Origin of the sequence: Pseudomonas sp. NPDC096950, from assembly GCF_044762525.1 — a bacterium.
Taxonomy (GTDB): Bacteria; Pseudomonadota; Gammaproteobacteria; order Pseudomonadales; family Pseudomonadaceae; genus Aquipseudomonas.
The window spans coordinates 257878-282614 of the sequence record NZ_JBIWEL010000001.1 but is presented as its reverse complement, the minus strand read 5'-3'; the positions used below and the strand labels follow the sequence as shown (position 1 = coordinate 282614).

At 60.9% G+C, this 24737-nt stretch carries 24 protein-coding genes; 12 read left to right on the top strand and 12 right to left on the bottom strand.

The genetic code is table 11. The annotated features are described in order from the left end of the window. Positions 1-17: 17 nt before the first annotated feature. The 3 genes from ACIQY3_RS01395 to mdeB all read right to left on the bottom strand — a co-directional run bounded on the left by ACIQY3_RS01395 (position 18) and on the right by mdeB (position 3952). Entirely contained in the window at positions 18-920 is a 903-nt protein-coding gene (locus ACIQY3_RS01395) for a LysR substrate-binding domain-containing protein (RefSeq protein WP_403016513.1), read from the bottom strand. Between the two features lie 11 nt (positions 921-931). Further along, positions 932-1150 (bottom strand): E3 binding domain-containing protein, encoded by a 219-nt coding sequence (locus ACIQY3_RS01390; RefSeq protein ID WP_403016511.1) that lies wholly within the window; start codon positions 1148-1150, stop codon positions 932-934. 93 nt (positions 1151-1243) lie between these two features. Then, positions 1244-3952, bottom strand: a complete 2709-nt coding sequence (gene mdeB, locus ACIQY3_RS01385; RefSeq protein ID WP_403016509.1) for an alpha-ketoglutarate dehydrogenase — start codon at positions 3950-3952, stop codon at positions 1244-1246. A gap of 120 nt (positions 3953-4072) precedes the next feature. On the opposite strand from mdeB, the gene ACIQY3_RS01380 reads away from it, so the two are divergent. Together ACIQY3_RS01380 and ACIQY3_RS01375 are read left to right on the top strand one after the other, a co-directional pair. Then, positions 4073-4546, top strand: a complete 474-nt coding sequence (locus tag ACIQY3_RS01380) for an Lrp/AsnC family transcriptional regulator (protein ID WP_403016507.1) — start codon at positions 4073-4075, stop codon at positions 4544-4546. A gap of 121 nt (positions 4547-4667) precedes the next feature. Then, complete coding sequence (locus tag ACIQY3_RS01375) at positions 4668-5693, top strand: D-cysteine desulfhydrase family protein (RefSeq protein WP_403016505.1); 1026 nt, start codon at positions 4668-4670, stop codon at positions 5691-5693. 67 nt (positions 5694-5760) lie between these two features. On the opposite strand, the gene ACIQY3_RS01370 is transcribed toward ACIQY3_RS01375, so the two are convergent. Beyond that, positions 5761-6426, bottom strand: a complete 666-nt coding sequence (locus ACIQY3_RS01370; protein WP_403016503.1) for a GntR family transcriptional regulator — start codon at positions 6424-6426, stop codon at positions 5761-5763. A gap of 135 nt (positions 6427-6561) precedes the next feature. Between ACIQY3_RS01370 and ACIQY3_RS01365 the strand changes: the two genes are divergently transcribed. The 5 genes from ACIQY3_RS01365 (at position 6562) to ACIQY3_RS01345 (ending at position 13179) form a co-directional block, all read left to right on the top strand. Next, on the top strand, positions 6562-7566 hold the full coding sequence (locus ACIQY3_RS01365) for an Ldh family oxidoreductase (protein ID WP_403016501.1): 1005 nt from the start codon (positions 6562-6564) through the stop codon (positions 7564-7566). 46 nt (positions 7567-7612) lie between these two features. Further along, on the top strand, positions 7613-8821 hold the full coding sequence (locus tag ACIQY3_RS01360; protein ID WP_403016499.1) for an iron-containing alcohol dehydrogenase: 1209 nt from the start codon (positions 7613-7615) through the stop codon (positions 8819-8821). Between the two features lie 30 nt (positions 8822-8851). Continuing rightward, positions 8852-10306 (top strand): NAD-dependent succinate-semialdehyde dehydrogenase, encoded by a 1455-nt coding sequence (locus ACIQY3_RS01355; RefSeq protein ID WP_403016496.1) that lies wholly within the window; start codon positions 8852-8854, stop codon positions 10304-10306. Between the two features lie 180 nt (positions 10307-10486). Beyond that, positions 10487-11851, top strand: a complete 1365-nt coding sequence (locus tag ACIQY3_RS01350; protein ID WP_403016493.1) for an amino acid permease — start codon at positions 10487-10489, stop codon at positions 11849-11851. A 26-nt stretch (positions 11852-11877) separates the two neighbouring features. Then, positions 11878-13179 carry an amino acid deaminase gene (locus tag ACIQY3_RS01345; protein ID WP_403016491.1) on the top strand — a complete coding sequence of 434 codons (1302 nt, stop codon included), beginning with the start codon at positions 11878-11880 and terminating at the stop codon, positions 13177-13179. Positions 13180-13226: 47 nt separating this feature from the next. On the opposite strand, the gene ACIQY3_RS01340 is transcribed toward ACIQY3_RS01345, so the two are convergent. Next, positions 13227-14090, bottom strand: coding sequence for a LysR family transcriptional regulator (locus tag ACIQY3_RS01340; RefSeq protein WP_403016488.1), 864 nt, complete (start codon positions 14088-14090; stop codon positions 13227-13229). A 108-nt stretch (positions 14091-14198) separates the two neighbouring features. Here ACIQY3_RS01340 and ACIQY3_RS01335 point away from each other — a divergent pair, with 108 nt between their 5' ends. Next, on the top strand, positions 14199-14591 hold the full coding sequence (locus tag ACIQY3_RS01335; protein WP_403016485.1) for a 4-oxalocrotonate tautomerase family protein: 393 nt from the start codon (positions 14199-14201) through the stop codon (positions 14589-14591). Positions 14592-14943: 352 nt separating this feature from the next. Here the strand turns inward: ACIQY3_RS01335 and ACIQY3_RS01330 are convergent, their stop codons facing one another. The 6 genes from ACIQY3_RS01330 to ACIQY3_RS01305 all read right to left on the bottom strand — a co-directional run bounded on the left by ACIQY3_RS01330 (position 14944) and on the right by ACIQY3_RS01305 (position 20703). Continuing rightward, on the bottom strand, positions 14944-15423 hold the full coding sequence (locus tag ACIQY3_RS01330; protein ID WP_403016483.1) for a VOC family protein: 480 nt from the start codon (positions 15421-15423) through the stop codon (positions 14944-14946). A gap of 219 nt (positions 15424-15642) precedes the next feature. Further along, entirely contained in the window at positions 15643-16494 is an 852-nt protein-coding gene (locus ACIQY3_RS01325; RefSeq protein WP_403016481.1) for an urea carboxylase-associated family protein, read from the bottom strand. 14 nt (positions 16495-16508) lie between these two features. Continuing rightward, positions 16509-17174: a GntR family transcriptional regulator gene (locus ACIQY3_RS01320; RefSeq protein ID WP_054615367.1), complete on the bottom strand. Its 666-nt coding sequence runs from the start codon at positions 17172-17174 to the stop codon at positions 16509-16511. Between the two features lie 16 nt (positions 17175-17190). Next, on the bottom strand, positions 17191-18699 hold the full coding sequence (locus ACIQY3_RS01315; protein ID WP_403016479.1) for an amino acid ABC transporter permease/ATP-binding protein: 1509 nt from the start codon (positions 18697-18699) through the stop codon (positions 17191-17193). A gap of 68 nt (positions 18700-18767) precedes the next feature. After that, on the bottom strand, positions 18768-19622 hold the full coding sequence (locus ACIQY3_RS01310) for an ABC transporter substrate-binding protein (RefSeq protein WP_403016477.1): 855 nt from the start codon (positions 19620-19622) through the stop codon (positions 18768-18770). Positions 19623-20103: 481 nt separating this feature from the next. After that, positions 20104-20703: a hypothetical protein gene (locus ACIQY3_RS01305; RefSeq protein ID WP_403016475.1), complete on the bottom strand. Its 600-nt coding sequence runs from the start codon at positions 20701-20703 to the stop codon at positions 20104-20106. Between the two features lie 149 nt (positions 20704-20852). On the opposite strand from ACIQY3_RS01305, the gene msrA reads away from it, so the two are divergent. From msrA to ACIQY3_RS01290, 3 genes are all read left to right on the top strand, one after another. Then, positions 20853-21359: a peptide-methionine (S)-S-oxide reductase MsrA gene (gene msrA / locus ACIQY3_RS01300; protein ID WP_403016473.1), complete on the top strand. Its 507-nt coding sequence runs from the start codon at positions 20853-20855 to the stop codon at positions 21357-21359. A gap of 175 nt (positions 21360-21534) precedes the next feature. Then, positions 21535-22350: an alpha/beta fold hydrolase gene (locus tag ACIQY3_RS01295; protein ID WP_403016472.1), complete on the top strand. Its 816-nt coding sequence runs from the start codon at positions 21535-21537 to the stop codon at positions 22348-22350. Further along, complete coding sequence (locus ACIQY3_RS01290; RefSeq protein ID WP_403016470.1) at positions 22340-23515, top strand: ATP-binding protein; 1176 nt, start codon at positions 22340-22342, stop codon at positions 23513-23515. Before ACIQY3_RS01295 ends, ACIQY3_RS01290 begins: the two co-directional genes overlap by 11 nt. An 87-nt stretch (positions 23516-23602) precedes the next feature. On the opposite strand, the gene ACIQY3_RS01285 is transcribed toward ACIQY3_RS01290, so the two are convergent. Then, complete coding sequence (locus tag ACIQY3_RS01285) at positions 23603-23983, bottom strand: RidA family protein (RefSeq protein ID WP_054048905.1); 381 nt, start codon at positions 23981-23983, stop codon at positions 23603-23605. A gap of 220 nt (positions 23984-24203) precedes the next feature. On the opposite strand from ACIQY3_RS01285, the gene ACIQY3_RS01280 reads away from it, so the two are divergent. Beyond that, positions 24204-24656: an Ohr family peroxiredoxin gene (locus tag ACIQY3_RS01280; protein ID WP_403016468.1), complete on the top strand. Its 453-nt coding sequence runs from the start codon at positions 24204-24206 to the stop codon at positions 24654-24656. The last annotated feature ends 81 nt before the right edge of the window (positions 24657-24737 follow it).

Genomic DNA, 24737 nt, shown 5'->3' with positions numbered 1-24737 from the left:
AGGAATCGTCTGAAACCTCAAGACCGGGCAGGTTCGTCGGTCCCCAGGCGTTCGGTAATGAAGTCGACGAACGCCTTGAGTTTCGGCAGTGTGTTCTTGGAACGTGGGTAGACCAGTTGCACCGGTTTTGGTGGGGGCGCAAAGGCGTCCATGATCCGGACCAACTCGCCGCTGGCCAGTGCGGCCGAGACCAGGAAATCCGGCTGCATCAGAATCCCCTCCCCAGCGATGGCGGCTTGCAGCAGGACTTGCCCGTCATTGCTGCGCAGTACCGCCCGCTCCGGCCACGGCACTTCGCTGTTGCCGTTTTTCAATGGCCAGGCGAAGCGGTTGTTCCAGGACGTGTGAGTCAGGATCCGGTGTTCGTGCAGGTCTTCCGGTGCCTTGGGTTCCTCTGCCTTGGCCAGGTAACAAGGGGCGGCACAGATCACCATGCGATACGGCGGCAATGGCCGGGACACCAGATTGACTTCGATCAGTTCGGAAATGCGAAAGGCCAAGTCAAACGCCGCTTCGTAGAGGTCGAGCACCTCGTTGCTCAGGATCAACTCCACCTGCACCGCCGGGTAGCGCTGCATGAATTCGGTCACCAGGGGTCCTACCAGGTTCACCCCCAACGTCATCGGCGCGGTGATGCGCAACAGTCCGCTGGGATCCAGGCTGGAGGCCTCGACCCGGCTGAACGCGTACTTGATCTGCTCCATCGCCAGTTTGGCTTCCTGATAGAACAACCGCCCCTCCCCAGTGATGGATTGGCGGCGGGTGGTGCGCTGGATCAGCTTGGTGTTGAGGGTTTTTTCCAGGCTCTGGATATGCCGCCCGACCATCACGGCCGACATGCCGACCTGATGCGCGGCATCGGCGAAGCTGCCCGACTCCACCACGGCGATAAACACTTCCATTTGCCTGAGTTTGCTCATCTCGACGCCTTCTAAATTTCGGGCCTGACTATATCCGGCTGGACGTATGCCTGCATGATTTGTCTGACCCGGTGGCAAACATCATCCGGCAGAATGCGACCGTTTCGGCCACTGCCGCAGAGCATGCCCAGGGGCACGCCCAATTCTCTGGCGAGCTTGCGCACCGAGGGTGAGGCATACGGCAGATTCTTGCGTACAAGCCGAGCATGCACCACGGCTGATTCAGACATCACACTACTCCCGATATGGGCGGGCAACGGCCCGCCGTCAACGATTCGAAGATGACGCGGCCCAGGCCGACGCCGGAAAAAATCAGGTCCGCGTCAGCAGGTCCACGAGGCCGGGCTCTCACTGTCCAGGCCATAGCGTTTGATCGCCTCGGCGCACAGTTGTCGATCCACCGTGCCCTCATCGGCAAGGGTCGCCAGGGCTGCCAACACGATGTGATGGCGATCGACTTCGAAAAAGTCGCGCAGCGCCGCACGGGTATCGCTGCGCCCAAACCCGTCAGTGCCGAGCACGGTATAGCGTGACTGGAGGTACGAGCCGATCAGCTGCGGCAACGCGCGCACGTAGTCAGACACGGCCACCACCGGCGCGCCGCTCGGCAGACATTCGCCCAGATAACTGGTGCGCAGGTCGGCCTGTGGGTGCAAGCGGTTCCAGCGCTCGACCTCCCGTGCATCCCGAGCCAGTTCGCTGAAACTGGTGACGCTCCACACCTCGCTCGCAATTTGCCAATCGTTGGCCAGCAACTCGGCGGCGGCCAGGACTTCGCGCAGGATCGTGCCCGAGCCCAGCAGGCGCACCTGACCTTTCGGAGTTTCCAGGTACTGCTCAATGAAGCAGTACATGCCGCGAATGATCGCCTGTTCCACGCCCTCGGGCAGGGTCGGATTCGCGTAGTTTTCGTTCATCAGTGTCACGTAATAAAACTCGTCGACGTCCTGTTCGAGCATCTGGCGCATGCCGTGGTCGAGGATCACCGCGAACTCGCCGGCGAACGCCGGATCGTAGGCGCGACAGTTAGGGACCGTGGCGGCGATCAGGTGACTGGTGCCGTCCTGATGCTGCAAGCCTTCACCGCCGAGGGTGGTTCGCCCGGCCGTGGCGCCGAGTAAAAAACCTCGGGAGCGTTGGTCAGCGGCGGCCCAGATCAAGTCGCCGACCCGCTGGAACCCAAACATTGAGTAGTAGATGTAGAACGGCAACATGCGCAGGCCGTGGGCTGAATAGCTGGTAGCGGCGGCCACCCAGGAACTGATGGCGCTGGCTTCGCTGATGCCTTCTTCGAGAATCTGCCCGTCGGTGGCTTCGCGGTAGCTGAGAATCGAGCCGATGTCTTCGGGCTCGTAACGCTGGCCGACGCTGGAATAAATGCCGATCTGCTTGAACAGGTTGGCCATGCCAAAGGTGCGCGCTTCGTCGGCGACAATCGGCACAATGCGTGGGCCCAGTTGCTTGTCCTTCAGCAAGTTGCTGAGCATTCGGACGAAAGCCATGGTGGTGGACATTTCCTTGCCTTCAGCCTGGGTGGCGAAGTTGGCATAGCTGGCGATCGGCGGCACCGGTACTGCGGCGGCCGTGCGGTTGCGCGCCGGCATGTAACCTCCGAGCGACTGGCGCCGCTGATGCAGGTAGCGCATTTCGAGGCTGTCGTCAGCGGGTTTGCAAAAGCTCAGCGACTCTACCTGTTCGTCCGACAACGGCAACTGAAAGCGATTGCGGAAAGCGATCAACGCGTCGCGGTCGAGCTTCTTCTGCTGATGGGTGGTCATCTTGCCCTGCCCGGCTTCGCCCATGCCGAAACCCTTTTTGGTCTGGGCCAGGATCACCGTCGGCTGCCCCGCTTTCTGACTGGCGGCAAGGTAGGCCGCGTAGATCTTGATGATGTCGTGGCCGCCGCGTTTGAGGCGGTCGATCTGCTCATCGCTCAAACCGTGGGCCAGCCGCGCCAGCGATGCGCTCTGGCCGAAGAAATGCTCGCGGTTATAGGCACCGTCCTTGGCAGCGAACGTCTGGAATTGACCGTCGACGGTCTGCGACAAAGTGCGCACCAGCGCCCCCTCTTCATCCTTGGCCAGCAGCGCGTCCCAGTCCGAACCCCAGACCAGTTTGATCACGTTCCATCCGGCACCGCTGAACAACGCTTCCAGTTCGTCGATGATCCGTCCATTGCCCCGCACCGGACCGTCCAGCCGCTGCAAGTTACAGTTGACCACCCACGTCAGGTTATCCAGGCCTTCGCGGGCGGCCAGGGTCAGGGCGGACATGCTTTCCGGCTCGTCCATCTCGCCATCGCCGAACACGCCCCAGACGTGCCGGTCGGTGGTGTCTTGCAGGCCACGGTGCTGCAAATAGCGCATGAAGCGTGCCTGGAAAATCGAGCTGATCGGACCGATCCCCATCGAGCCGGTGGGGAACTGCCAGAAGTCCGGCATCAACCAGGGGTGCGGATAACTCGACAGCCCTTGGGCCCCGGATTTTCGTGCGGTGATTTCCTGGCGATAGTGCTCCAGATCGGTTTCGCTCAAGCGCCCTTCGAGGAAAGCGCGAGCGTAGATGCCGGGTGCCGAATGTGGTTGGTAGAACACCAGGTCACCGTCGAAGACTTCATTACGCGCCCGGAAAAAATGATTGAAGCCCACCTCGAACAGATCCGCCGCACTGGTGTAGCTGGCGATGTGGCCGCCGAGTTCGCCATAGGCCCGGTTGGCCCGGACCACCATGACCAATGCATTCCAGCGCATGATCGACGCCAGGCGTTCTTCCGTGGCGAGATCACCGGGGAACGGTGGCTGCTGCGTGACAGGGATGCTGTTGACATAGGCAGTACCCCGGCGCGGCTGCCAACCCACGGCCGGATCACGGGCCGCCTCAGCCAGTTGATCGAGCAACCGGCGCGCATGCTCGGGGCCGCGGGTGGCCACCAGCGACTCCAGGGCTTCACGCCATTCGCGTAGCTCGTCGAGATCATTCTGGGTCAGGGCGGCTGGGGTTGTATCGGGATGACTGGAATCGAAACGGCTCATTGGCACCTCCTCGCTTTTTAAATAGTCTATGCCGAGCCCCGCAGCTTTTCTGACCGTTATGCCGATCAACTTCGATCATTCGCGGCATAAAACACTTCTTATACTCAAAGCAGAAGCACAATGAACTTCGACAGTATTGACCTGAAGATCCTTAGAGAGCTGCAAAACGACAGCAGCCTGTCCAATGTGGAACTGGCCAAGCGGGTTCATCTTTCGCCCTCTCCGTGCCTGGCCCGGGTCAAGGCGCTGGAGGCCTCCGGTTGCATCCGCGAGTACGTGGCGCTGCTGGCGCCCGAGGCGCTGGGCCTGCGTTTGAATGTGTTCATTTCCATCAGCCTCAAGCAGCAGGGCCGGGAGTCTTTGCAGAATTTCGAACGCAATATCTGTGAATGCGACGAGGTCATGGAGTGCTACCTGATGACCGGTGATGCGGACTATTTGATTCGCGTGGTGATGGCCGACATGCAGGCGCTGGAGCACTTCATCATCGAGCGATTGTCACCGATGCCGGAGGTCGAGAAGATTCGCTCCAGTCTTTCGTTGAAACAGGTCCGCTATAAAACCGCACTGCCCTTGAGAAAAGAAAACGCATAAGCGCGGTACTGGGTTCATTACGAACTTGAAGTTCCACAAGTCCGAACCGCCGATGCGTTTATTGCCGAGGGCTTTGCCCCTAGAGTCACTTTAAATAACAGTGACCAGCGAGGTCGTATTGATGCAATCCGTAGTGGAAAAGGCAATCGAGGGTTTTGCGCGTGCCGACCTGTTGCAGGGCCCGACGCCCATCCAGCGCGCCGAACGCCTTGAGCGAGTGCTCGGTATCGAAGGTGTCGGGATTTACTTCAAGCGTGACGATCACATGTTGATTGGCGGTGGCGGCAACAAACTGCGCAAGCTGGAATTCCATCTCGGCGCCGCGCTCAAGGACGGCGTGGACACCGTCATCACCATCGGTGGATTGCAATCCAACCATGCCCGGCTGACCGCTGCGGTGTGCGCACGCCTGGGCCTGGCCTGCGAACTGATCCTGACCCGCTCGGTGCCCAAACCTGAAGTCGATTACGAACTCAACGGCAACGTGCTGCTGGATCAGTTGTTCGGCGCGGAGATCCATGTGCTCGCGGGCGGCAGCGACGCGTTGGGCATGGCGCAGATTCGCGCGGCGCAATTGCGGGACTCGGGACGCAAGGTGCTGGTCATCCCCACCGGTGGATCGACCCCGCTGGGCGCACTGGGTTATACCCGTTGCGCAGCGGAGATCGCTCAGCAGGAAGCGCAGTTGGGCGTAACGTTCAAGAAGGTCATCGTGCCCAACGGCAGCGCTGGCACCCACGCCGGCCTGGCCGCCGGTTTCCACCTGCTGGGGCGTGGCGCGGCGACGGTCATGTCGTACTCGGTGCTGGCGGACCGTGACACCTCCGTCACCCGAGCCTTGCAACTGACCCAGGACGCACTGGCACTGCTCGGCGGCGACGCAGTCGAGGCCAGCGAGATCGTGGTGGATGGCAGTCAGCTCGGCGACGGTTACGGCTTGCCGACCCCGGCCATGCAGGAAGCCGTGCGCCTGATGGCTCGCACCGAAGGTTTGTTGATTGATCCGGTGTATTCCGGCAAGGCCTTCGCGGGCCTGTTAGCCGACCTGCGCCAGGGTCGCTACCGTGCCGGCGAGAATGTGCTGTTCGTGATGACCGGCGGCACGCCGGGGTTGTACGCCTATCGCGAGACGTTTCAGGGCGAGTGATCGTAAATGGCCCGAGGCAGTCAGCACAAAGGTTGACTGCCACGGCTTATAAGTTATCGAACGGGCTTCAAGGCATCGCCTCGAAAATCGGTGCCATGCGTCCCCGTGAACGCAGGATATGTTCCTTCATCGCCTCGGCCGCTGCCTCGGCGTCTCCGGCCAGCAGTGCCTCGACAATCACCGCGTGTTCCAGCCGCGCCTCGTCGGTAACGTGAGAATGGAACCGCAGGCGGAACAGGTGCATGTGCGCGTGCAGCCGCGACAGGGTTTCTGCGACCAGTTCGTTGTCACCACGCTCAATGATCCATGAATGGAAATCGGCATCGTGCACCGCGAATTTGCCGTAGGCGATGGTCGCATCCGGGCTGCTGAGGGCTTCCATGCGCTGCGCCAGCTCCACCAGTTTTTCCCGCTGCGCCGCATTCATGTTCTTCGCCGCCCGCGCCACCATGTAGGGCTCGAGCATCAGGCGCATGTCGTAGATTTCTTCAAAGCGTTTGCGCGTCGGCATCGGCGCGGCGCTGTAGCCCACGTTGTGGGTCTTGATCACCAGGCCTTCGGTTTCCAGGCGAATCAGTGCCGCCCGAATCGGGGTCTGCGACACGTTCAACTCCCTGACCAACGCATCCACCGACATGCGGCTACCTGGGGGAATCTTCAGCGAAATCAATTGAGACAGCAGGGTTTCGTACACCTGGTCACCCAGCGACGAGGAGCGAATAACCTCCCGCACGCCTACAGATCCAGCGTCCGTAAAAATTGAAGTGCCCACAAAAAGCCTCACAAAAAATCATTGACTCCATGGTATCGCCAGATTAGCTTAAATCAAATCGTATTTCCGATCGGATATTATCTGGAGGCAAAACCCGTGGTCACCATCGACATCGTCCCGGCCATTTCCACCTGCATCAAGGCACTGAGGCTGGCCGGCGTTCCTCTCGAAAATGCGCAGATCCAGACCGATCTGCTGGTCGAAGCCGAGCTGCGCGGCCGCGCTTCCCATGGCTTGCAACGTTTACCGCGGATCATCCAGCGGATCGCCAACGGCGTGGCCGACCCTGAAACCACCGGTGTTGCCCAGTGGAAAGGCACTGCCCTGCTGGAAGTCGACGGTTGCCATGGCCTCGGCCCGGTGGTGGCGTTCAGTGCGCTGAAGCAGATCTCGGCCCGGGCCCGGGAAACCGGCGTGGCCACCGCCACGGTCAGCAACTGCAATCACATCGGCATGCTCGCGCTGTACGCGCAACGAATTGCCGAACAAGGACAAATCCTCATTGCCATGACCACCAGCGAAGCGCTGGTGCATCCATGGGGCGGGCGCAAGGCGTTGATCGGGACCAACCCGATCGCCATTGGCGTGCCTGCCCTGCCGACCCCGTTTGTCCTCGACATGGCCACCAGCCTGGTGTCGATGGGGCAAATTCATGACTACGCCAATCGCGACCAGCCCCTTCAACCTGGTTGGGCACTGGATATTCATGGCGAACCGACCCTCGACGCCAAAGCCGCTCGCGACGGTGCCATCGCGCCCTTCGGCGACGCCAAGGGTTACGCCCTGGGCCTGGCAATCGAGGTCTTGGTCGCGGGCCTCACCGGTTCGGCCTTGGGCACTGATGTCAAAGGCACCCTGGACAACCATCAGCCCTGTAACAAAGGCGACGTGTTCATCGTGTTGCAACCGGCCCATAACGCGGCCCAGGCCATCAGCGCTTACCTCGACGCCATTCGCCAGTGCGAGCCAACCCGTGCCGATCGGCCGGTGCTGGTGCCCGGCGATCGTGCCGAAGTCGTGCGGCGCAACAGTCTGGCCAACGGCGTCCGCCTGCCGGTCGACATCTGGAAGCAGATCCAGGCTTACGCAGGCGAGAAATAGCCCCCTCCCCCGCAACGTAAAAACGCATCTTTATTGAAGGAAACCCATGAACAGTTCATTCGGCTTGACCCGCGCACCTCGCGCCATTTTGTTTGGAGACGGCCAACGCAAGGCCTTGGGCAGCGTGACCGCGCAGATCGGCAAACGCGCGCTGATTTGTACCGACGAACGCTTGTCCATCTCACCCTTGCTGGAAGAAATGCTGCAAGACCTGGCCAGGCATGGTGTCGCCTATCGCGTGTTCGATGGCACCCAACCGGAGCTGCCGTCCGATGGCATTGAAATCTGCGTGCAGGAAAATCGCGCGTTCAACCCGGACGTCATCATTGGCCTGGGCGGTGGCAGTTGCCTGGACATGGCCAAGCTGGTCGCCCTGTCGCTGGCGCACGAAGGACCGTTGGCGCGCTACTACGGCGAGCTGAAAGTGCCTGGGCCGGTGCTGCCGGTGATCGCCATTCCGACCACCGCCGGGACCGGTTCGGAAGTGACTCCGGTGGCGGTGCTGGCCGACAAGCAGCGCGACTTGAAGGTCGGCATTTCGTCGCCGTACCTGATTCCGCATACCGCCATTTGCGACCCTGAACTGACCGTGACCTGCCCTCCCGGCCTGACCGCGTTGTCCGGTGCCGATGCGCTGACCCATGCCATCGAGGCCTTCACGGCGGTGGTCAACCCGATCGACGCACAACTCTCGCAAACCCGTGTGTTCGTGGGCAAGAACCTGCTCAGTGACCAACACGCGCTGACGGCGATCAAGGCGATTTTCGAGTTTCTGCCCCGGGCCGTGGACAACGGCACCGACCGCGAAGCACGCCGCATGCTGATGTTCGGCTCCCTGCAAGCAGGCCTGGCGTTTGGTGTCGCCGGCACGGCCGCTGCCCACGCCATTCAATACCCGGTCGGCGCCCTGACGCACACCGCTCATGGCCTGGGGGTCGCGGCCCTGCTGCCCTACGTGATGCGCTTCAATGCCGACACCCATCCCGAAGCCTACGTGGCGATCGCCCGAGCCATCGGCATCACGACCCCTTCCGCTGACCAGGCGGTGGACCAACTGATCCAGCAGACCCAGCGCTTACTCGGCACCATCGGCATCCCGCGCACCCTGGCGGACCTCGGCGTGCAGGAAAGCCAACTGGACTGGATTGCCGAACAGTCGCTGCTCTCCGCACGGCTGATCAACAACAACCCACGCCGCTTGCAACTCAGCGATGTGAAAACCCTCACCGCTCGCGCGTTTCATGGCCAGCTCTGAACTCTCCAACCCAGCAGGTAAAACAATAAAATGACTCAAGCCCTCCTTATCAATGACTTGCCCACCGATCTGTTTATCGGCGGCCAGTGGAAAGCTTCTGCGTCCCGACAACGCATCGACGTGATTGACCCGTCCACCGAAGCCGTCATCGCCCAAGTGGCTGATGCCACCCTCGAAGATGCCCGCGCCGCGGTAGACGCCGCCGCTGCCGCCGCCCCTGGCTGGGCGGCCACCGCACCGCGCCAGCGCAGCGAAATCCTGCGCCGCTGCTTTGAGCTGATCACCCGCGACAGCGACCAGATTGCCCGGCTGATTTCCCAGGAAAACGGTAAAGCGCTGAGCGATGCAAAAGGCGAAGTCGCCTATGCCGCCGAGTTCTTTCGCTGGTTTGCCGAAGAAGCCGTGCGCATCAATGGCGACGTGAGTAGAGCCCCGAGTGGTCAAGCAAATATCCTGGTGCAATACGCGCCGATCGGCATCGCATTGCTGGTGACGCCGTGGAATTTCCCGGCAGCCATGGCCACCCGTAAAATCGCTCCGGCCCTCGCCGCCGGTTGCACCTGCATTCTCAAACCGGCCACCGAGACACCGCTGACCGCGTACCTGATCGGCAAGCTGCTGGCCGAAGCCGGCGTACCGGACGGTGTCGTCAACATCCTGACCACCCGTTCCGCCGGCAAGCTGTGCAATGAGATTCTCGATGACCCGCGCGTGCGCAAACTGTCGTTCACCGGGTCCACGGAAGTCGGGCGGATTCTGCTGCGCAAAGCCGCAGATTCGGTGATCAATTGCTCCATGGAGTTAGGCGGCAATGCGCCGTTCCTGGTGTTCGACGATGCCGACATCGACGTCGCCATCGAAGGCGCCATGCTGGCGAAAATGCGCAACGGCGGCGAAGCCTGTACGGCGGCCAACCGCTTCTATGTGCAGCGCGGGATTGCCGAAGCCTTCAGCGCGCGATTGGCCGAACGCATGGGCCAGTTGCGGGTCGGTGACGGAGTTGACCCACACACCCAATGCGGACCGATGGTCAACGCCGCGGCGGTCGAGAAGATTGCTTCGCTGGTAGACGACGCCTGCACCAAAGGTGCGCGGATCATTGCCGGCGGCAACCAGCCCGATCGCCAGGGTTACTTCTACAACCCGACGGTGCTGGCGGACGTCCCACCCGACGCCGATCTGCTGAGCGAAGAAATTTTTGGCCCCGTGGCACCGATCGTGGTGTTCGACACCGATGACCAGGCTGTGGCGCTGGCGAATGCCACCGAGTACGGCTTGATGGCGTATGTCTTTACCCGTGACCTGGCCAGGGGCCTTCGCATTTCCGATCGGCTGGAGAGCGGCATGATCGGTTTGAACCGCGGGATCGTCTCCGACCCGGCGGCACCGTTCGGCGGCGTGAAACAGAGTGGCCTGGGTCGCGAAGGCGCACACCACGGCATGCTCGAATTCCTCGAAGCCAAATACATCTCCGTTAATTGGTAATCGAAGTAAGCGGCAGTGGTCGTTTAATACGGTGTGATTGCCACGCGCGATAGCCGTGGTTCTATAAAACGAACTTCAGTTCTTTTAAGTGCCTGTTATTAAACAGCCACTGTCGATTTCTATTGATTGCAATTGCGTTAACCATCGTAAAAAAAACAAATCGACATGGTGAACAACGCTATGAAAACAGCAGCAGAAAATACCGCACTGACCCGTGGCCTCGGCCAACGGCAAATGAACCTGATGGCGCTGGGTGCGGCCATCGGCGTGGGTTTGTTCTATGGGTCGGCCAGTGCGATCAAAACCGCCGGGCCGGCCATTCTTCTCACTTATGCCGTGTGCGGCGTGTTTGTGTTTTTCGTTATGCGCGCATTGGGCGAAATGGCCGTGCACAACCCGGTGGCCGGTTCTTTTTCCCGTTATGCATTTGATTATCTCGGGCACCGCGCAGGCTTTATGACCGGTTGGACATATTGGTTCTTCTGGATCGCCTGCATCATGGCCGAAGTGACCGCCGCGGCGATTTACATGACGTACTGGTTCCCCGATGTGCCCGCCTGGATCTGGGCATTGAGTGCCCTGCTGGTCATGGGTGCGTTGAACCTGATTGCCGTGTCGGCCTTCGGTGAAATGGAATTCTGGTTCGCCGCCATCAAGATCATCACCATTGTGCTGCTGATTGTCGTCGGCACCGGGATCATCGTCTTCGGCATTGGCAATGACGGCATCGCAGTGGGCATCAGCAACCTCTGGACCCACGGTGGTTTCATGCCCCATGGCACTTGGGGTGTGCTCTCGGCGCTGCCCATGGTGACCTTCTCCTACGTCGGCATCGAGATGATCGGCCTGACCGCCGGCGAAGCCAGGAATCCGGAAAAATCCATTAAGCGCGTGGTGAACTCGGTGTTCTGGCGGATCGCGATTTTCTACGTCGGCGCGCTGTTCGTGGTGATGTCGCTGTACCCCTGGGACCTGATCGGCACACAGGGCAGTCCTTTCGTGATGACCTTTGAAAAACTGGGTGTCCGCCAGGCCGCCGGGATCATGAATTTCGTCGTGCTCACCGCCGCCTTGTCGTCGTGCAACAGTGGCATCTTCAGCACCGGCCGCATGGTGTTCAATCTCGCCGAACAGGGTCAGGCACCCTCGCGTTTCAAGCTGACCTCGGCCCGTGGCATTCCAACCTACGCGGTGGGCCTGGGCGTGGCGGTGGCGTTGATCGGCGTGCTGCTCAACTACATCGCGCCACCGGACCTGTTTATCTGGTTGACCTCGATCGCCACGTTCGCGGGCCTGTTCACCTGGACCATCATCCTGCTTTCGCACATCAACTTCCGCAAACGTGTCGCGTTGACCGCCGAGCAACGAATGATGCCGTGGGCGCCGCTGAGTTCCTACGCGACCCTGGCGTTTCTGGCGCTGATCGCCGTGATGCTGCTGTTTACCGAGAGCACTCGAGTGGCGATGATCGTCGGCCCGATCTGGCTGGCCGGCCTGTGGGTGTCCTACACCGTTCTCTACAAACGCAATGCTGTCATTGCGTGAATCCGACTACGACCAGCAGGTGAATCATGAGTCTGGAACACATCACGCACCAGGTACCGCTAACGCTCGATCGCCACATGAAAGGCATACCGGAAGAACTGGTGGGCTTGCCCCGGGCCGCCATCGCCGATCTTCAACTTTCGCTGCTCAATGAAGATTTGCCCTTGCCGGTGGCGATCCTCAAATCGTCGGCGCTGGCACGCAACAGCCAATGGATGAGCCACTACCTCAACGCGGCCGGCGTGAGCCTGGCGCCCCACGGTAAAACCACCCTGAGCCCGGAGCTGTTTGCGCTGCAACAACAGGACGGTTGCTGGGGGCTGACCCTGGCCACGTTCCATCAGGTGCGCGCGGCCCGACAGCACGGTGTGCAGCGAATTATCCTGGCCAACCAGGCCGTGGGTCGGCAGGAAATCCGCTATTACCTGAACCAGTTGCGGGACGACCCGAACTTCGACATCTACGTCTATGTCGATTCAGTCGAAGGCGTCCAGCGCTTGCTGGACATCGCGCGCACGGCCGCTATCGGTCGGCCCCTGGAAGTGCTGGTGGAACTCGGTTACGCCGGGGGACGTACCGGTTGCCGAACTGCCGACGAAGTGTTGGCAGTGGCCGAAGCGGTGACCGCCAGCGCGGGGCTGATCAAGTTGCGGGGGGTGTCGGGGTTTGAGGGGCTGTACCAGAGCCGCGTCCAGGAAGATCGCATCGCGTTGGTGCGCACCTTTTTGCAACGCATCGCCACAGCGGCTCGCGTGTTGGATGAGCGTCGACTGTTCGGTGAGGGTGAGATCCTCCTGACGGCCGGTGGCTCGTCTTACTATGACCTGGTGATTGAGGTGTTCAACGCGGTGACGCTGTCCCAACCGACCCGCATCGTCACCCGTAGCGGTTGCTATCTGACCCATGACAACGGGATGTACCAGACGCTGCATCAGGAATGGCTGAAAAGGAATCGCCAAAGCCATCGGATGCCCGGTCCACTGGAACCGGCACTGGAGGTCTGGGGCCAGGTCCTGTCGTTACCCGAGCCGGAGCTGATGATCGTCTCGGTGGGCAAGCGTGACTTCGGCACCGACGCCGGCCTGCCGCTGCCGTTGCGCTGGATTCGCCCAGGCTCAGGCGTGCTGACGCTGCCGCAAGGTTGCGCCATCCACGCCACCAGCGATCAGCATGCGCATGTCAAAGTCCCGGCGGATCACGGCATCCAGGTGGGTGATTGCATTGGTTTCGGCGTATCTCACCCGTGCACCACTTTCGATAAATGGCAGGCGATTTACCTGGTCACGGATGACTATGTGGTAGAGGACGTGGTGCAGACGATGTTCTGACCTGTGGCCGGCTCTGCCTCGGCAGAGCCGGTTTTCGATACGGTGGGCTAACTGAACTGGCTCGCCAGCATTTCCCGTACCGCACTCACCAGCTCGGGTTCGCCGGGGCGAGGCGGTAACAGACTGAATTCGACTTCCGGCAGCACCGGCAAATGCCGGGCCGACCGGCAAATCTCCGCCCCCGGCGGTACAGCGGAGGCATTCAGGCACGCGACGCCCAAACCGGCCACCAGCGCTGATTGCAGCCCTGCGACGCCCGACGCGGAATGCGCGACCACATACGGCACGTCATGTGCTTCCAGCGTCTCCCGGGCCAGGCGCTGCAAACTGCATCCTTGCGGCAATACCAACAATGGCAACGGGGTATTTTCTTCTCGCTCGGGTTCGAAGCCGGCGACCGATACCCAATGCAGAGCCTCCCGTCGAACCGCGATGCCCTCGGGAAGGCTACGACCGTCGAGGATGCGCATGGACAGGCCGATATCAAATTCATCCGCCTCCGCCCCGCTCTCGATTTGCATGCTCTTGCGCACGGACACATGCAGACGCAGGCGTGGATAACGGGTTCGCAGTTTTTTCAGCAGATCGGCGATAGAGCTGGGCAGGAAGTAGTCGGTGATGGCCAGCCGCAATTCGCCGGCAAAGGTCACGCCTCGCACGTCTTCCAGGGCGCGATCACTGAAGGCGAGCATTTCTCGTGCATGCACCAGCAAGCGCTCGCCCGCCGGCGTGGGCCTGACGCCTTTCTTGCCGCGCTCCAGCAACGTCACGCCGGTGAAGGCTTCCAGTTTGCGCAGTTGTTCGCTCAGCGCTGATTGTGAGCGAAACAGTTTGGGAGCAGCGTCTGAGAGGCTGCCGGATTCCATCGCCACGGCGAAGGAATGCAAGAGATCCAGATCGAAGGGGCGCATGTCTTATCCTGCCGTTTTACCGATGGATACGATCATATCTTCCGGCTTTTCAGCATTCAACTCGCGACTTAACCTGAGCCCGACATTACTTCCTGCGAGGATTCAATCATGCCTGGTATCACACTCAAGATTGCTGGCGATCCGAATGCCGAACTGGTCCAGCGTATCGTCCCCCAACTCACCGCGTTGACCTGCGAAGTGCTGGAGAAACGCCCCGAACTGACCATGGTGATGGTGCAATTCGTTCCCCATGCTTTGTGGTTCATTGACAGTCGTTCGCTGGCAGAGCTCGGGCGCAACTCGTTCCGCCTGGAGGTCACCATCACGGATGAAACCAACACCAAAGCGCAGAAAACGCGGTATCAAAAGGAAGCATTCGCACTGTTGGCCGAGGAAATTGGCAACCTGCACCCGCACTCGAACATCCATGTCATCGATTGCAAGGCGAGTTCCTATGGATACGGCGGCGTGAGCCAGGAATACAAGCTTTACCATCCCTGATCCCGCATAGCCTGCGAACGACACCGGACAAAATGTGGGAGCGGGCTTGCTCGCGAAAGCGGTGGGTCAGACGATGTTGATTTTGACTGGGCCGCCGTCTTCGCGAGCAAGCCCGCTCCCACAGGGGATCTGTGTCGACCGCAAATTCTGCAAACAATACCGAACTACTGTGGGAGCGAGCCTGCTCGCGAAAGCAGTGGGTCAGGCGACATTGTTTTTGGCTGGGCCGCCGTCTTCGCGAGCAGGCTCGCTCCCACAGGGGATCTGTGTCGACCGCAAATTCTGCAAACGATACCGAACTACTGTGGGAGCGGGCTTGCTCGCGAAGGCGGCGGTACATTCAGTCTCTATGTCACTGACGAATGGCCGCCTCGATCGCCGCAATATCAATCTTGCCCATTGTCATCATGGCATCGAACGCGCGTTTGGCTTTCGCTTGATCGGGGTCGGTGACCGCAGCGGTCAGGACGCGCGGGCTGATCTGCCACGACAGTCCCCACTTGTCCTGGCACCAGCCGCAGACGTTTTCTTTGCCGCCGTTTCCGACAATCGCGTTCCACAAGCGGTCTGTTTCAGCCTGGTCGTCGGTCGCGACCTGGAACGAAAACGCCTCGTTATGCTTGATCCCTGGCCCACCGTTGAGCCCAAGGCATGGGATGCCCATCACAGTGAATTCGACCGTCAACACATCGCCCTGCTTGCCCGCCGGATAGTCGCCGGGCGCGCGATGGACTGCGCCCACCGTGCTGTCCGGAAAGGTCTTGGCATAGAACGTCGCCGCCTCCAGCGCGGTGCCGTCGTACCAGAGACAAATCAGGTTTTTGCTGATCATTTTGGTTCTCCAGAATTTGGGTTGACCCGTTCATTCTAGTGCGCCATCTGAAGCCTTCGCGAGCAAGCCCGCTCCCACAAGGGCCAGCGTCGGGCCGCAAGTCTCCCAAACAACATCGCCCCCCTGTGGGAGCGTGGCTTGCCCGCGAAGAACGATAACGCGGTGTGTCAGGCGTGACGCCTTCGCGAGCAAGCTTCGCTCCTACAGGGGATCGGGCTGTTACTTCTCCCACTCAGCCTTGGGAATCAACAACCCGTGGTTACCGTTATAAGCCGCCCGCTCAGGCTGCTTCCAACCCTCCAGCAGCGTTTCATCGAGCCGATAAATCTCCACGCCCAATGGCCGGCAGACCTTCAACGGATCTTCCGCATCAGGCCCCCACATCGGCAATGACAGATCACCGCCCGGACACGTGGACAGCGCACACAGCAGATCGATTTCCGCAAAAAATTCCAGGTAATCGCCCTGCTTCGCCGGGCACGCCTTCATGAAGTACATGTCGTCGTGATTGAGGCCGGTGCACTGGAAAATGTTCAGCACATCGTGCACGTCGAACTCGGTCAGGCCGTGAGGCAACACAGCGCGGGTCAGGTTGGAGTGGCAATGGTGATGGAAGTCCTCGCCGGTGAGCATCTTGTTCACGTAAGGGTCGCAACGGGTGCCGAGCAGGTCGTGCAAACGGCCGCCATGTTCGTCGATGCCGTAGTCGGCCAGGCTGTCATCGGTGATGGTGACCATCGGCCGCAGGAACGGCAGGTTCGACCACAATCGGTCGTAAGTGGTGACGTGCGCGCCCTGCAACTGACGAGTGCGGGACGCCCACATGCGTTCCCGGGGATCGTTGGCGCTCCAGACGTTGAAGTCGCCGACCTGCGGCCCCACCGGCGTGGTCACGCGAAACACATGCCCCGCCGGCACCTTCCAGGCGCGACCGGTGCGAATCGGCACCTCGAATTGCTCGACCAAGGTACGGCCACCCTTGCTTTCGCGCACACGGTCATAAAACGCTTTGTCGACCTGCAGTGCGGCGCCTTTGCTGACTTGGTAGGCCGCTGGATAATCCTTGTACATGATGGATCCTCTCTTCAGTGTTTGGGTTGGCTGCTCAGGATGTGCAGCAGCTCCGTTTCGGAGTCGTTGAGGTAGCTGCTCATGGCTTCCTCGGCGTCTTTCTTGCGGCCATCGCCCAGCAGGTCGTGAATGTGTCGATCACGTTCGAGCCAGGGTTTCTGGAAGGTTTCCTCACTGGGGGCGTTGGAAAACACCAGGCGCATCTGCGCCGCCACATGGGTGAAGAATTCGTCGAACAGCGGGCTGCGCATCAGGCCGACGATGTGTTGGTGAAAGCGCAGACTGTGGGTGCCGAAGGCTTGCCAGTTCTCGCGATCCTGAGCCAGTTGCGCCGCCTCGATGGCATCGAGCATCAGATCGGACTGGTACTCGCGCAGCGGCTTGCTCGCCGCGATCGCTTGCAGTTCGAGGGTGCGGCGAACCTTGAAGATGTCGCGCACATCGTCGATGCCCATTCGGCGCACCATCACGCCTTTGTTGCGCACATAACTGGTCAGTCCTTCGCGACCCAACTGGTGCAGCGCCTCGCGCACCGTGTTGCGCGAGGCGTTGTAGGCGTTGACCAGTTCGCTTTCCACCAGCGCCATGCCCGGCAACAGGCGCCCGCCAATGATGTCTTCGCGCAACTCGATAGCGACCTGGTCCGGCAGCGACAGGCTTTTTTCCTTGGGTTGACTCACCGTTGCACTCCTCCGCTCACGCCAGTTGTACGTCTTTGAGGAACTTGGTCATGCGCTCGCTGCGCTGTTCCAGCATCTCCCGCGGCGCGGCGTTCTGAATAATCTCGCCACCTTCCATGAACACCACCCGGTCGGAGAGCCTGAAGGCGAAGTTCATTTCATGGGTCACGATCACCATGGTCATGCCTTCGCGCGCCAGTTCCTCGATCACCGCCAACACATCGCCAACCAGTTCCGGATCGAGGGCCGAGGTCGGCTCGTCGAACAGCATCACCGACGGCCGCATGGCCAGCGCCCGGGCAATCGCCACCCGCTGTTGCTGACCGCCGGACAGTTGATGCGGGTATTTGCCGGCGTGTTCCAACATGCCCACTTTGCGCAACAGCGCCAGGCTCAACAAGCGCAGCTCATCGCCGCCGCCATGGGCGTGATAGACCGGTGCGAGCATGACGTTCTCCAGGGCCGTCTTGTGCGGAAACAGGTTGAAGCCCTGGAACACCATGCCGACCTGCACGATGCCTTGCATGTGCACCTTGTGACCCAGGGCGCCCTGGGGTTCTTTGGTGCCCCGCAGAAAGGGTTGGCCTTGCAGGGTGATTTCGCCGTGGTCGAGGCTTTCCAGGCCGTTCATGGTGCGGATCAGCGTAGTCTTGCCCGAGCCGGACGGACCAATGATCGACACCACTTCGCCCCACCGCACATTCAGCTCGACGCCCTTGAGCACTTCCAGCTCGCCATAGGACTTGCGCACGCCCCGGGCCTGCAACGCAAACTCGCCGGGCTCGGCCTGGCCGGCTGCACGCCGGGTCGCCACCTGCCCGAGTTCGACGGCGGCGATGCGCTTGGGTTTGCGTCGGGTCACGTCCAGATGGTTTTCCAGCAACCGCAGCAGGCGGCTGAACACCGTGACGATAAACACGTAATAGAAGGCCACTGCGAACATGGTTTCCATGACCAGAAAGTTCTGGGTGTAGAGCTGTTGGCCGACCAGCAGAATTTCCGACAGCGAAATCACCGAAACCAGCGAGGTCAACTTGACGATGGTGATGTATTCGTTGGCCAGGGTCGGCAACGCGACGCGAAGCGCTTGAGGCACCACGATCAGCCGCTGCACGCCGCGATAGCCGACACCCAATGCCTTGCCCGCCTCCAGTTGACCCTTGGCCACCGCCAGCAGACCGCCGCGATGGATCTCGGCGATATACGCCGCTTCACTGAGCACCAACGCGATCAGGCCGGCCGAGTACGGGTTGGACAGCAACGCGCTGGTCGACGGATACGCCTGGGGCAAGTTGTAGACGAAGATCAACAGCACCAGCAGCGGCAGACTGCGGAAAAACCAGATATAGAGGCCCGCCGCATCCCGCAGCAAACGTCGCTGCGACTGTCGGGCCAAGGCCAGGAAAAAACCCAGGACGATCCCCAGCAGCCAGGTTTCCAGGCTCAGTTCGACCACGGTCGCCACGGCGCGCCAGAAGTCGCCGTTCCACAACAGGCCCAAGGTGTAATGCCAATCGAATTGCATGTACGTACTCCGCGTTGCTGTGAGGTTCCACAGCCTGGAAAGAATCGATGAATCGGTTACCGGATAGCTCAGGGTGCGGGGGTGCCCAGCGCCGCGTTGACTTCCTCGGCATTCGGTTCGTCCAGGTTGTAGCGGGCGAGCAGTTCACCGTAGCTGCCGTTCTGTTTGATCTCGCCGAGGGCCGTGGTCAGTTCGCTTAACAGCGCCTGATTGCCTTTGCGCACCGCCAGGCCGATGACCACCGGGTAGATCAGTTCGTTGGAGCTGATCACGGTTTTGCCCTGCAGTTTTTGCACGGTGATCTTGGCGACGGCGGGATCTTCCATCTGCACGTCAACGGCTTTGGCCAACAGGGCCTGGGCCGCTTCCGGCGAGGTCGGGAACTCGCGGGATTCGATCGCCGGTTTGCCCGAGGCCAGGCAGTAGTCGGCGGACACTTTGTTGAGTTTCGGCACCCAGGACGCGCCCTTGATCGAGCCCACGCGCTTGCCGCACAGGTCTTCCGGGCGCTGTGGGCGGAATTCACTGGCGGTGAGCACCATCAGCGAAGAACCGGTCTTCAGGTAGCTGAGGAAATCCACCTGTTTGGCGCGTTCCGGGGTGACGTACAGCGCCGAGGCCACCAGGTCGAAACGCTGGGCATTGACGCCCAGGATCAGGTTGGCAAACCGCGTATCGAGGAAGCGCGGCGCCAGCCCCAGTTGTTTGCCGATCAACTGGATGAACTCGGGATCGAAGCCGCTGGGCTGCTTTTGCTCCAGATAGGTGTACGGCAGATAGGTCAGGTCGGAACCGACCGACAGCTCGCCCGGCTTGAGCGTGCCCTTGATCTCGGCGGCAGACAGCAGCGGCGCCACGCACGCCAGGGCGATGGTTAACGCCAGGTTGCGCTTGGTGTTCTTGCCAGTCAGACCTTTTTGCATGTTCTTATCCTCGGTTGGCGGGTGATGACGATTGTTCAACAATCGTGTAACCACACATATGCGTTAACCGTGCCAAATCCAGAATTGAAGGTCTGACGGAAAGTTTTTTATCGGTGAATTGTTCTTTTTCGATCGGCGGACAGGTCAATCCGGTGCACGTCGTTACCGAGGGCCACAGAGCGGGGCAAACGCAGGCGCGTTCTGACGAAAAGCTGAAATCCAGGCTGTTACCCATGGCGCGCCCCGGACCGATGGTCACCGGCCCGGGCCCGTCGTCATGAGCGATCTATACTTTGGAGTTCGATATCTGAGAGTCATGCAAAACGTCGACACCCGTGCGCTGTGCGGCGTACCCGTGCCAATCGCCAACGTAACCAGCCCGAGCCCCAGCGTCGTGTCGCCCCTGGATCAATCGACCGATAGTGCTCAATGGCTTTGTGGCTGATGGGTTATGGAGAACATCATGAAATACAAGCTCTTTTCAGGCGTTGTATTGGCGCTCGCGGCGACCGTGGCAGTGCCCGGTGCGTGGGCGGCAGAGGCACGAGCCTTGGCGTCGGATGGCGCGGATCATGTGGGTGCCGGGGCTGTAGCGGCGGATGGTGCGGATCACGTCGGTGCTGGTGCAGTCGCCTCCGATGGTGCTGATCATGTCGGCGCTGGCGCAGTCGCCTCCGATGGTGCTGATCATGTCGGCGCTGGGGCAGTCGCCTCCGATGGTGCTGATCATGTCGGCGCTGGGGCAGTCGCTTCCGATGGTGCCGATCATGTCGGCGCTGGTGCAGTCGCTTCCGATGGTGCTGATCATGTCGGCGCTGGCGCAGTCGCCTCCGATGGTGCCGATCATGTCGGCGCTGGTGTAGTCGCCTCCGATGGTGCCGATCATGTCGGCGCAGGTGCTGTCGCCTCCGATGGTGCTGATCATGTCGGCGCAGGTGCAGTCGCCTCCGATGGTGCTGATCACGTCGGCGCTGGCGCAGTCGCCTCTGATGGTGCCGATCATGTCGGTGCCGGGGCAGTCGCTTCCGATGGTGCCGATCATGTCGGCGCTGGAGCCTTGGCGTCCGATGGCGCAGATCACCTCAGTGCGGCTCGCCTCGCTTACTCTCGCAGTGGAATCGGTTCGGATCGCGTGGCATCCTCGCTGATGGACGGCAGTTACTCCGACCAGTTCAACAGCCCGATCGGCAACCAGTAAACGGGCCACTTCACCAAGGGGAATGACTATCCATGACGACGCAAACCGAAACCGCCATCCTGGCCGGGGGTTGCTTCTGGGGCATGCAGGATCTGTTGCGACGCTATCCCGGCGTGGTGTCCACGCGGGTTGGCTATTCGGGCGGCGATGTGCCGAATGCGACGTATCGCAACCACGGCAACCATGCCGAAGCGATCGAGATCGTGTTCGACCCGGAGCAGATCAGCTACCGCCAGATTCTCGAGTTTTTCTTCCAGATCCACGACCCGACGACCCAGAATCGCCAGGGCAACGACATTGGCGCCAGCTACCGCTCCGCCCTCTTCTACCTCAGCGATGAGCAGAAACGGGTCGCCGAAGACACCGTGGCCGACGTCGAGGCTTCTGGCCTCTGGCCTGGCAAAGTCGTCACCGAAATCACCCCGGCCGGTCCGTTCTGGGAAGCCGAACCGGAACACCAGGACTACCTCGAACGCCTGCCCGACGGTTACACCTGCCACTTCATCCGCCCCAACTGGAAGCTGCCGCGACGGGCGTAATCACACAACAGAGGCGGCTCGAATGAGTCGCCTCTTTTACGTGTGGCGCGCCCCCCCTGCTCCGCCGGTTGCAACCGGCCCCTATCAAGACGCCACGTGGCTTTAACGCGTGACCGGATACCTCTACACTGCCGGGGACGCCAAAAATGCCTTTGGCGCGCCGGGAAATGCACGCATGGATCTTCAACATCGCAATAACGTAAAAGTGCTGGGTGAAGGTCCGTCGACACTGGTCTTTTCCCACGGCTTCGGTTGCGACCAGACCATGTGGCGTTACCTCGTCGATCACTTCACCGGTCGCTTCAAGGTCGTGCTGTATGACCTGGTCGGTGCGGGTCAGTCGGACCTCGACGCCTATGATCGGGAAAAATACAACTCACTGGCCGGGTACGCCCTGGACCTGAGTGAAATCGTCGAGCACTTCGCTACGGGCCCGGTGATTCTGGTCGGCCACTCCGTCAGCAGCATGATCGGCGCCCTGGCGGATCGTCTGTCCCCCGGCAACATCGCCGCCCACGTGATGATCGGTCCTTCGCCCTGCTACATCGATGTCGACGACTACGTGGGCGGCTTCAAACTCGAGGACATCCATTCGCTGCTCGACACCCTCGACAGCAATTACCTCGGCTGGTCCAGCACCATGGCGCCAGTGATCATGGGCGCGCCCGGCCAACCGGCGCTGGGCGAAGAGCTGACCAACAGTTTCTGCCGCACCGAACCCGAGATCGCCAAGCAATTTGCCCGAGTGACGTTCCTGTCCGACAACCGCCAGGACGTCGCCGGGTTGGCCACGCCTACCCTGATCCTGCAATCCACTGACGACCTGATCGCCCCGGTCGCGGTCGGTGAATACCTGCACAACGTCCTGCCCAACAGCACGCTCAGCCTGGTGGCCAACGTCGGCCATTGCCCGCACATGAGCGCGCCCAGTGCCTGCTCCGAAGCCATGGACCACTTCCTGTCGCCGTTGATGGGCGCCAATGTCGACTGAGCAACCGTCGCTGCCCGACGCGCAGACGCTATTCGAACAAGCCCCCTGCGCATTGGTGGTGACGAAAGAGGACGGCACGATCCTGCGCAGCAACCAGACGTTCAGCCAGTGGGTCGGCTTCGACGCCCAAGCGTTGATCGGCCGGCGTTTCCAGGACCTGTTGACCATGGGCGGGCGGATTTTCCATCAAACCCACTGGGCGCCATTGATGCAGATGCAAGGCTCGGTGGCCGAGGTGAAACTCGACCTGGTGCATCAGGACAAACGCATCGTCACCATGCTGCTCAACGGCGTGCGTCGTGAACATGCCGGCGCTGCGTTTTATGAACTGGCGCTGTTCGGCACCACCGATCGCGACAAGTACGAGCGCGAATTGCTCAACGCCCGGAAAATCGCCGAAGACCTGCTGCGTGAAAAAACCGCGGCCGAAACCGCCCTGCAACAGGCCCAGATCGAACTGAACGACGCCTACGAAAAATCCCTGCGCCGCGCCTCGTTCGCCGAACAAATGGTCGCCATCGTCAGCCATGACCTGAAAAATCCGCTGACCGCCATCAAAATGGCCTCCGACATCCTCGCTCGCGCTGAACGCACCCCGAAAGACAGCAAAATGCTCGGTCACATCAGCCAATCGGCGGACCGTGCCGAACGCATGATCGCCGACCTGCTGGACTTTGCCCTGGCCAGGGTCGGACGCGGGATTGCGATCGCCCCTGACTGGCTGGACCTGCACCGGTTTATCAGCCAGTGCATCGACGAACTGCGCGTCGCGTTTCCGAAAGTGACGCTGCTGCATCAGTCCATCGGTTCTGGCAACGCGTACCTGGATGCGGACCGGGTGCAACAGATCATCGGCAATCTGGTCGCCAACAGCGTGGCCTATGGCGACTTGAAGCAACCCATCACCATCACGTCAGAGTGGGTCGATGATTACGCGGTTGTTTCAGTGCACAACCATGGCCCGGTGATACCGGACGCACTGATGGCGGTGCTGTTCGAACCGATGACCCGAGGCACGGAAACGGATAGCGACGTGCGCAGCGTAGGGCTGGGGCTGTTTATCGTTCGGGAAATTGCTCAGGCCCATGGCGGGGATGTTTCGGTGGCTTCAAAAGCCGGCACTGGCACGACATTCCGTGTGCGCTTTCCGGTGCTCCACACCTGATCTTGCCGCAATAGGACATCGGCTGGCACACGGTACTGTCCGGCGGCAATCACTCGCGCAGCGACGCCGCCAGACAACACAACAGACTCAGCCCTTCGCCGCCATCGCGGTGACTTCCACACGCATACCTTCCACCGCCAAAGCGGCCACGCCCACGGCGGCGCGCACCGGCCAGGGCTTGGCGAAGAAGCGTTGGTACACCTCGTTGAACGCGGCGCGGTCAGCCATGTCGGTGAGGTAGATGGTCAGGTGCAAGACCCGATCCATTGAACTGCCGGCGCCTTCCAGCGCCACTTTCAGCGCCTGCAAGGTGCATTCACTCTGCTCGACAATCCCGCCCAGTTCCAGGCTGCCATCGGCACGCGTGGGGATCTGCGTGGAAACCAGTAGGCCGCCGAAACCGGCGACGTCGGAGGAGATGGAATCCGCGTCTGGGTCGGGGATGAAGGTGATGTCTTGGTTTGCCATTGAGGATCTCTTGAAGATGTATCGGGCGATGAGTTTACAACCCCATCGCCAGACTGTTCGAGCAATGCCTTCAAAATACCGCGCGACGCCACTCGTCGGCCAGCCCCTAAATTCCCTGTTGACACGTCTCTGCATCTGGAGGAATATTATTCCATCGGATGCGATATAAACGCACACGATAACAAACCCAAACCTAATGCAATTTTTGAGGATTCATCCCATGAGCAAGATCGAAAAAGTCCTGGCCAGCGGCAAAACCCACACTACCCTGAGCAGCGCTGGCACCACTTCCCGTGGCCATAACGGCAGCGTCGATATCCAGCTCTCTTCGCCCGGCAGCACCACACCGGCCCACGTGTTCACCGCCATCCAGCCGCACCCGACCGCCGAGCAACTGTTCTCCGGCGCCTGGTCCGCTTGCTTCATCGCCGCTGTCGGCCTCGCCGCCAAGCAGTTGAATGTCGAACTGCCAGCCGATCACGCGGTCGATATCGAAGTTGATCTGGGCCAGACCGGCCAGGCTTACTTCCTCCAGGCTCGCTTGACCCTGCGCGTACCAGGTTTGTCCGAAGACACCGCCAACGCATTGGTACACGCCGCCGACAGCATCTGCCCGTACTCGAAAGCGATCAAAGGCAACATCGACGTGGCCCTGAACGTTCTCACGGCATAACGCCCTGAGCAGAATTGATTACACCTGACCTTCTAAAAGCCTCTTATATATCGCATGCGATACACTCGCACGCGAACACCA

Excerpts from the sequence above, each read along its gene's own strand:
- ACIQY3_RS01395 (WP_403016513.1), bottom strand. The coding sequence starts at position 920 with ATGAGCAAACTCAGGCAAATGGAAGTGTTTATCGCCGTGGTGGAGTCG.
- ACIQY3_RS01390 (WP_403016511.1), bottom strand. The coding sequence starts at position 1,150 with ATGTCTGAATCAGCCGTGGTGCATGCTCGGCTTGTACGCAAGAATCTG.
- mdeB (WP_403016509.1), bottom strand. The coding sequence starts at position 3,952 with ATGAGCCGTTTCGATTCCAGTCATCCCGATACAACCCCAGCCGCCCTG.
- ACIQY3_RS01380 (WP_403016507.1), top strand. The coding sequence starts at position 4,073 with ATGAACTTCGACAGTATTGACCTGAAGATCCTTAGAGAGCTGCAAAAC.
- ACIQY3_RS01375 (WP_403016505.1), top strand. The coding sequence starts at position 4,668 with ATGCAATCCGTAGTGGAAAAGGCAATCGAGGGTTTTGCGCGTGCCGAC.
- ACIQY3_RS01360 (WP_403016499.1), top strand. The coding sequence starts at position 7,613 with ATGAACAGTTCATTCGGCTTGACCCGCGCACCTCGCGCCATTTTGTTT.
- ACIQY3_RS01355 (WP_403016496.1), top strand. The coding sequence starts at position 8,852 with ATGACTCAAGCCCTCCTTATCAATGACTTGCCCACCGATCTGTTTATC.
- ACIQY3_RS01350 (WP_403016493.1), top strand. The coding sequence starts at position 10,487 with ATGAAAACAGCAGCAGAAAATACCGCACTGACCCGTGGCCTCGGCCAA.
- ACIQY3_RS01345 (WP_403016491.1), top strand. The coding sequence starts at position 11,878 with ATGAGTCTGGAACACATCACGCACCAGGTACCGCTAACGCTCGATCGC.
- ACIQY3_RS01340 (WP_403016488.1), bottom strand. The coding sequence starts at position 14,090 with ATGCGCCCCTTCGATCTGGATCTCTTGCATTCCTTCGCCGTGGCGATG.
- ACIQY3_RS01335 (WP_403016485.1), top strand. The coding sequence starts at position 14,199 with ATGCCTGGTATCACACTCAAGATTGCTGGCGATCCGAATGCCGAACTG.
- ACIQY3_RS01330 (WP_403016483.1), bottom strand. The coding sequence starts at position 15,423 with ATGATCAGCAAAAACCTGATTTGTCTCTGGTACGACGGCACCGCGCTG.
- ACIQY3_RS01325 (WP_403016481.1), bottom strand. The coding sequence starts at position 16,494 with ATGTACAAGGATTATCCAGCGGCCTACCAAGTCAGCAAAGGCGCCGCA.
- ACIQY3_RS01315 (WP_403016479.1), bottom strand. The coding sequence starts at position 18,699 with ATGCAATTCGATTGGCATTACACCTTGGGCCTGTTGTGGAACGGCGAC.
- ACIQY3_RS01310 (WP_403016477.1), bottom strand. The coding sequence starts at position 19,622 with ATGCAAAAAGGTCTGACTGGCAAGAACACCAAGCGCAACCTGGCGTTA.
- msrA (WP_403016473.1), top strand. The coding sequence starts at position 20,853 with ATGACGACGCAAACCGAAACCGCCATCCTGGCCGGGGGTTGCTTCTGG.
- ACIQY3_RS01295 (WP_403016472.1), top strand. The coding sequence starts at position 21,535 with ATGGATCTTCAACATCGCAATAACGTAAAAGTGCTGGGTGAAGGTCCG.
- ACIQY3_RS01290 (WP_403016470.1), top strand. The coding sequence starts at position 22,340 with ATGTCGACTGAGCAACCGTCGCTGCCCGACGCGCAGACGCTATTCGAA.
- ACIQY3_RS01285 (WP_054048905.1), bottom strand. The coding sequence starts at position 23,983 with ATGGCAAACCAAGACATCACCTTCATCCCCGACCCAGACGCGGATTCC.
- ACIQY3_RS01280 (WP_403016468.1), top strand. The coding sequence starts at position 24,204 with ATGAGCAAGATCGAAAAAGTCCTGGCCAGCGGCAAAACCCACACTACC.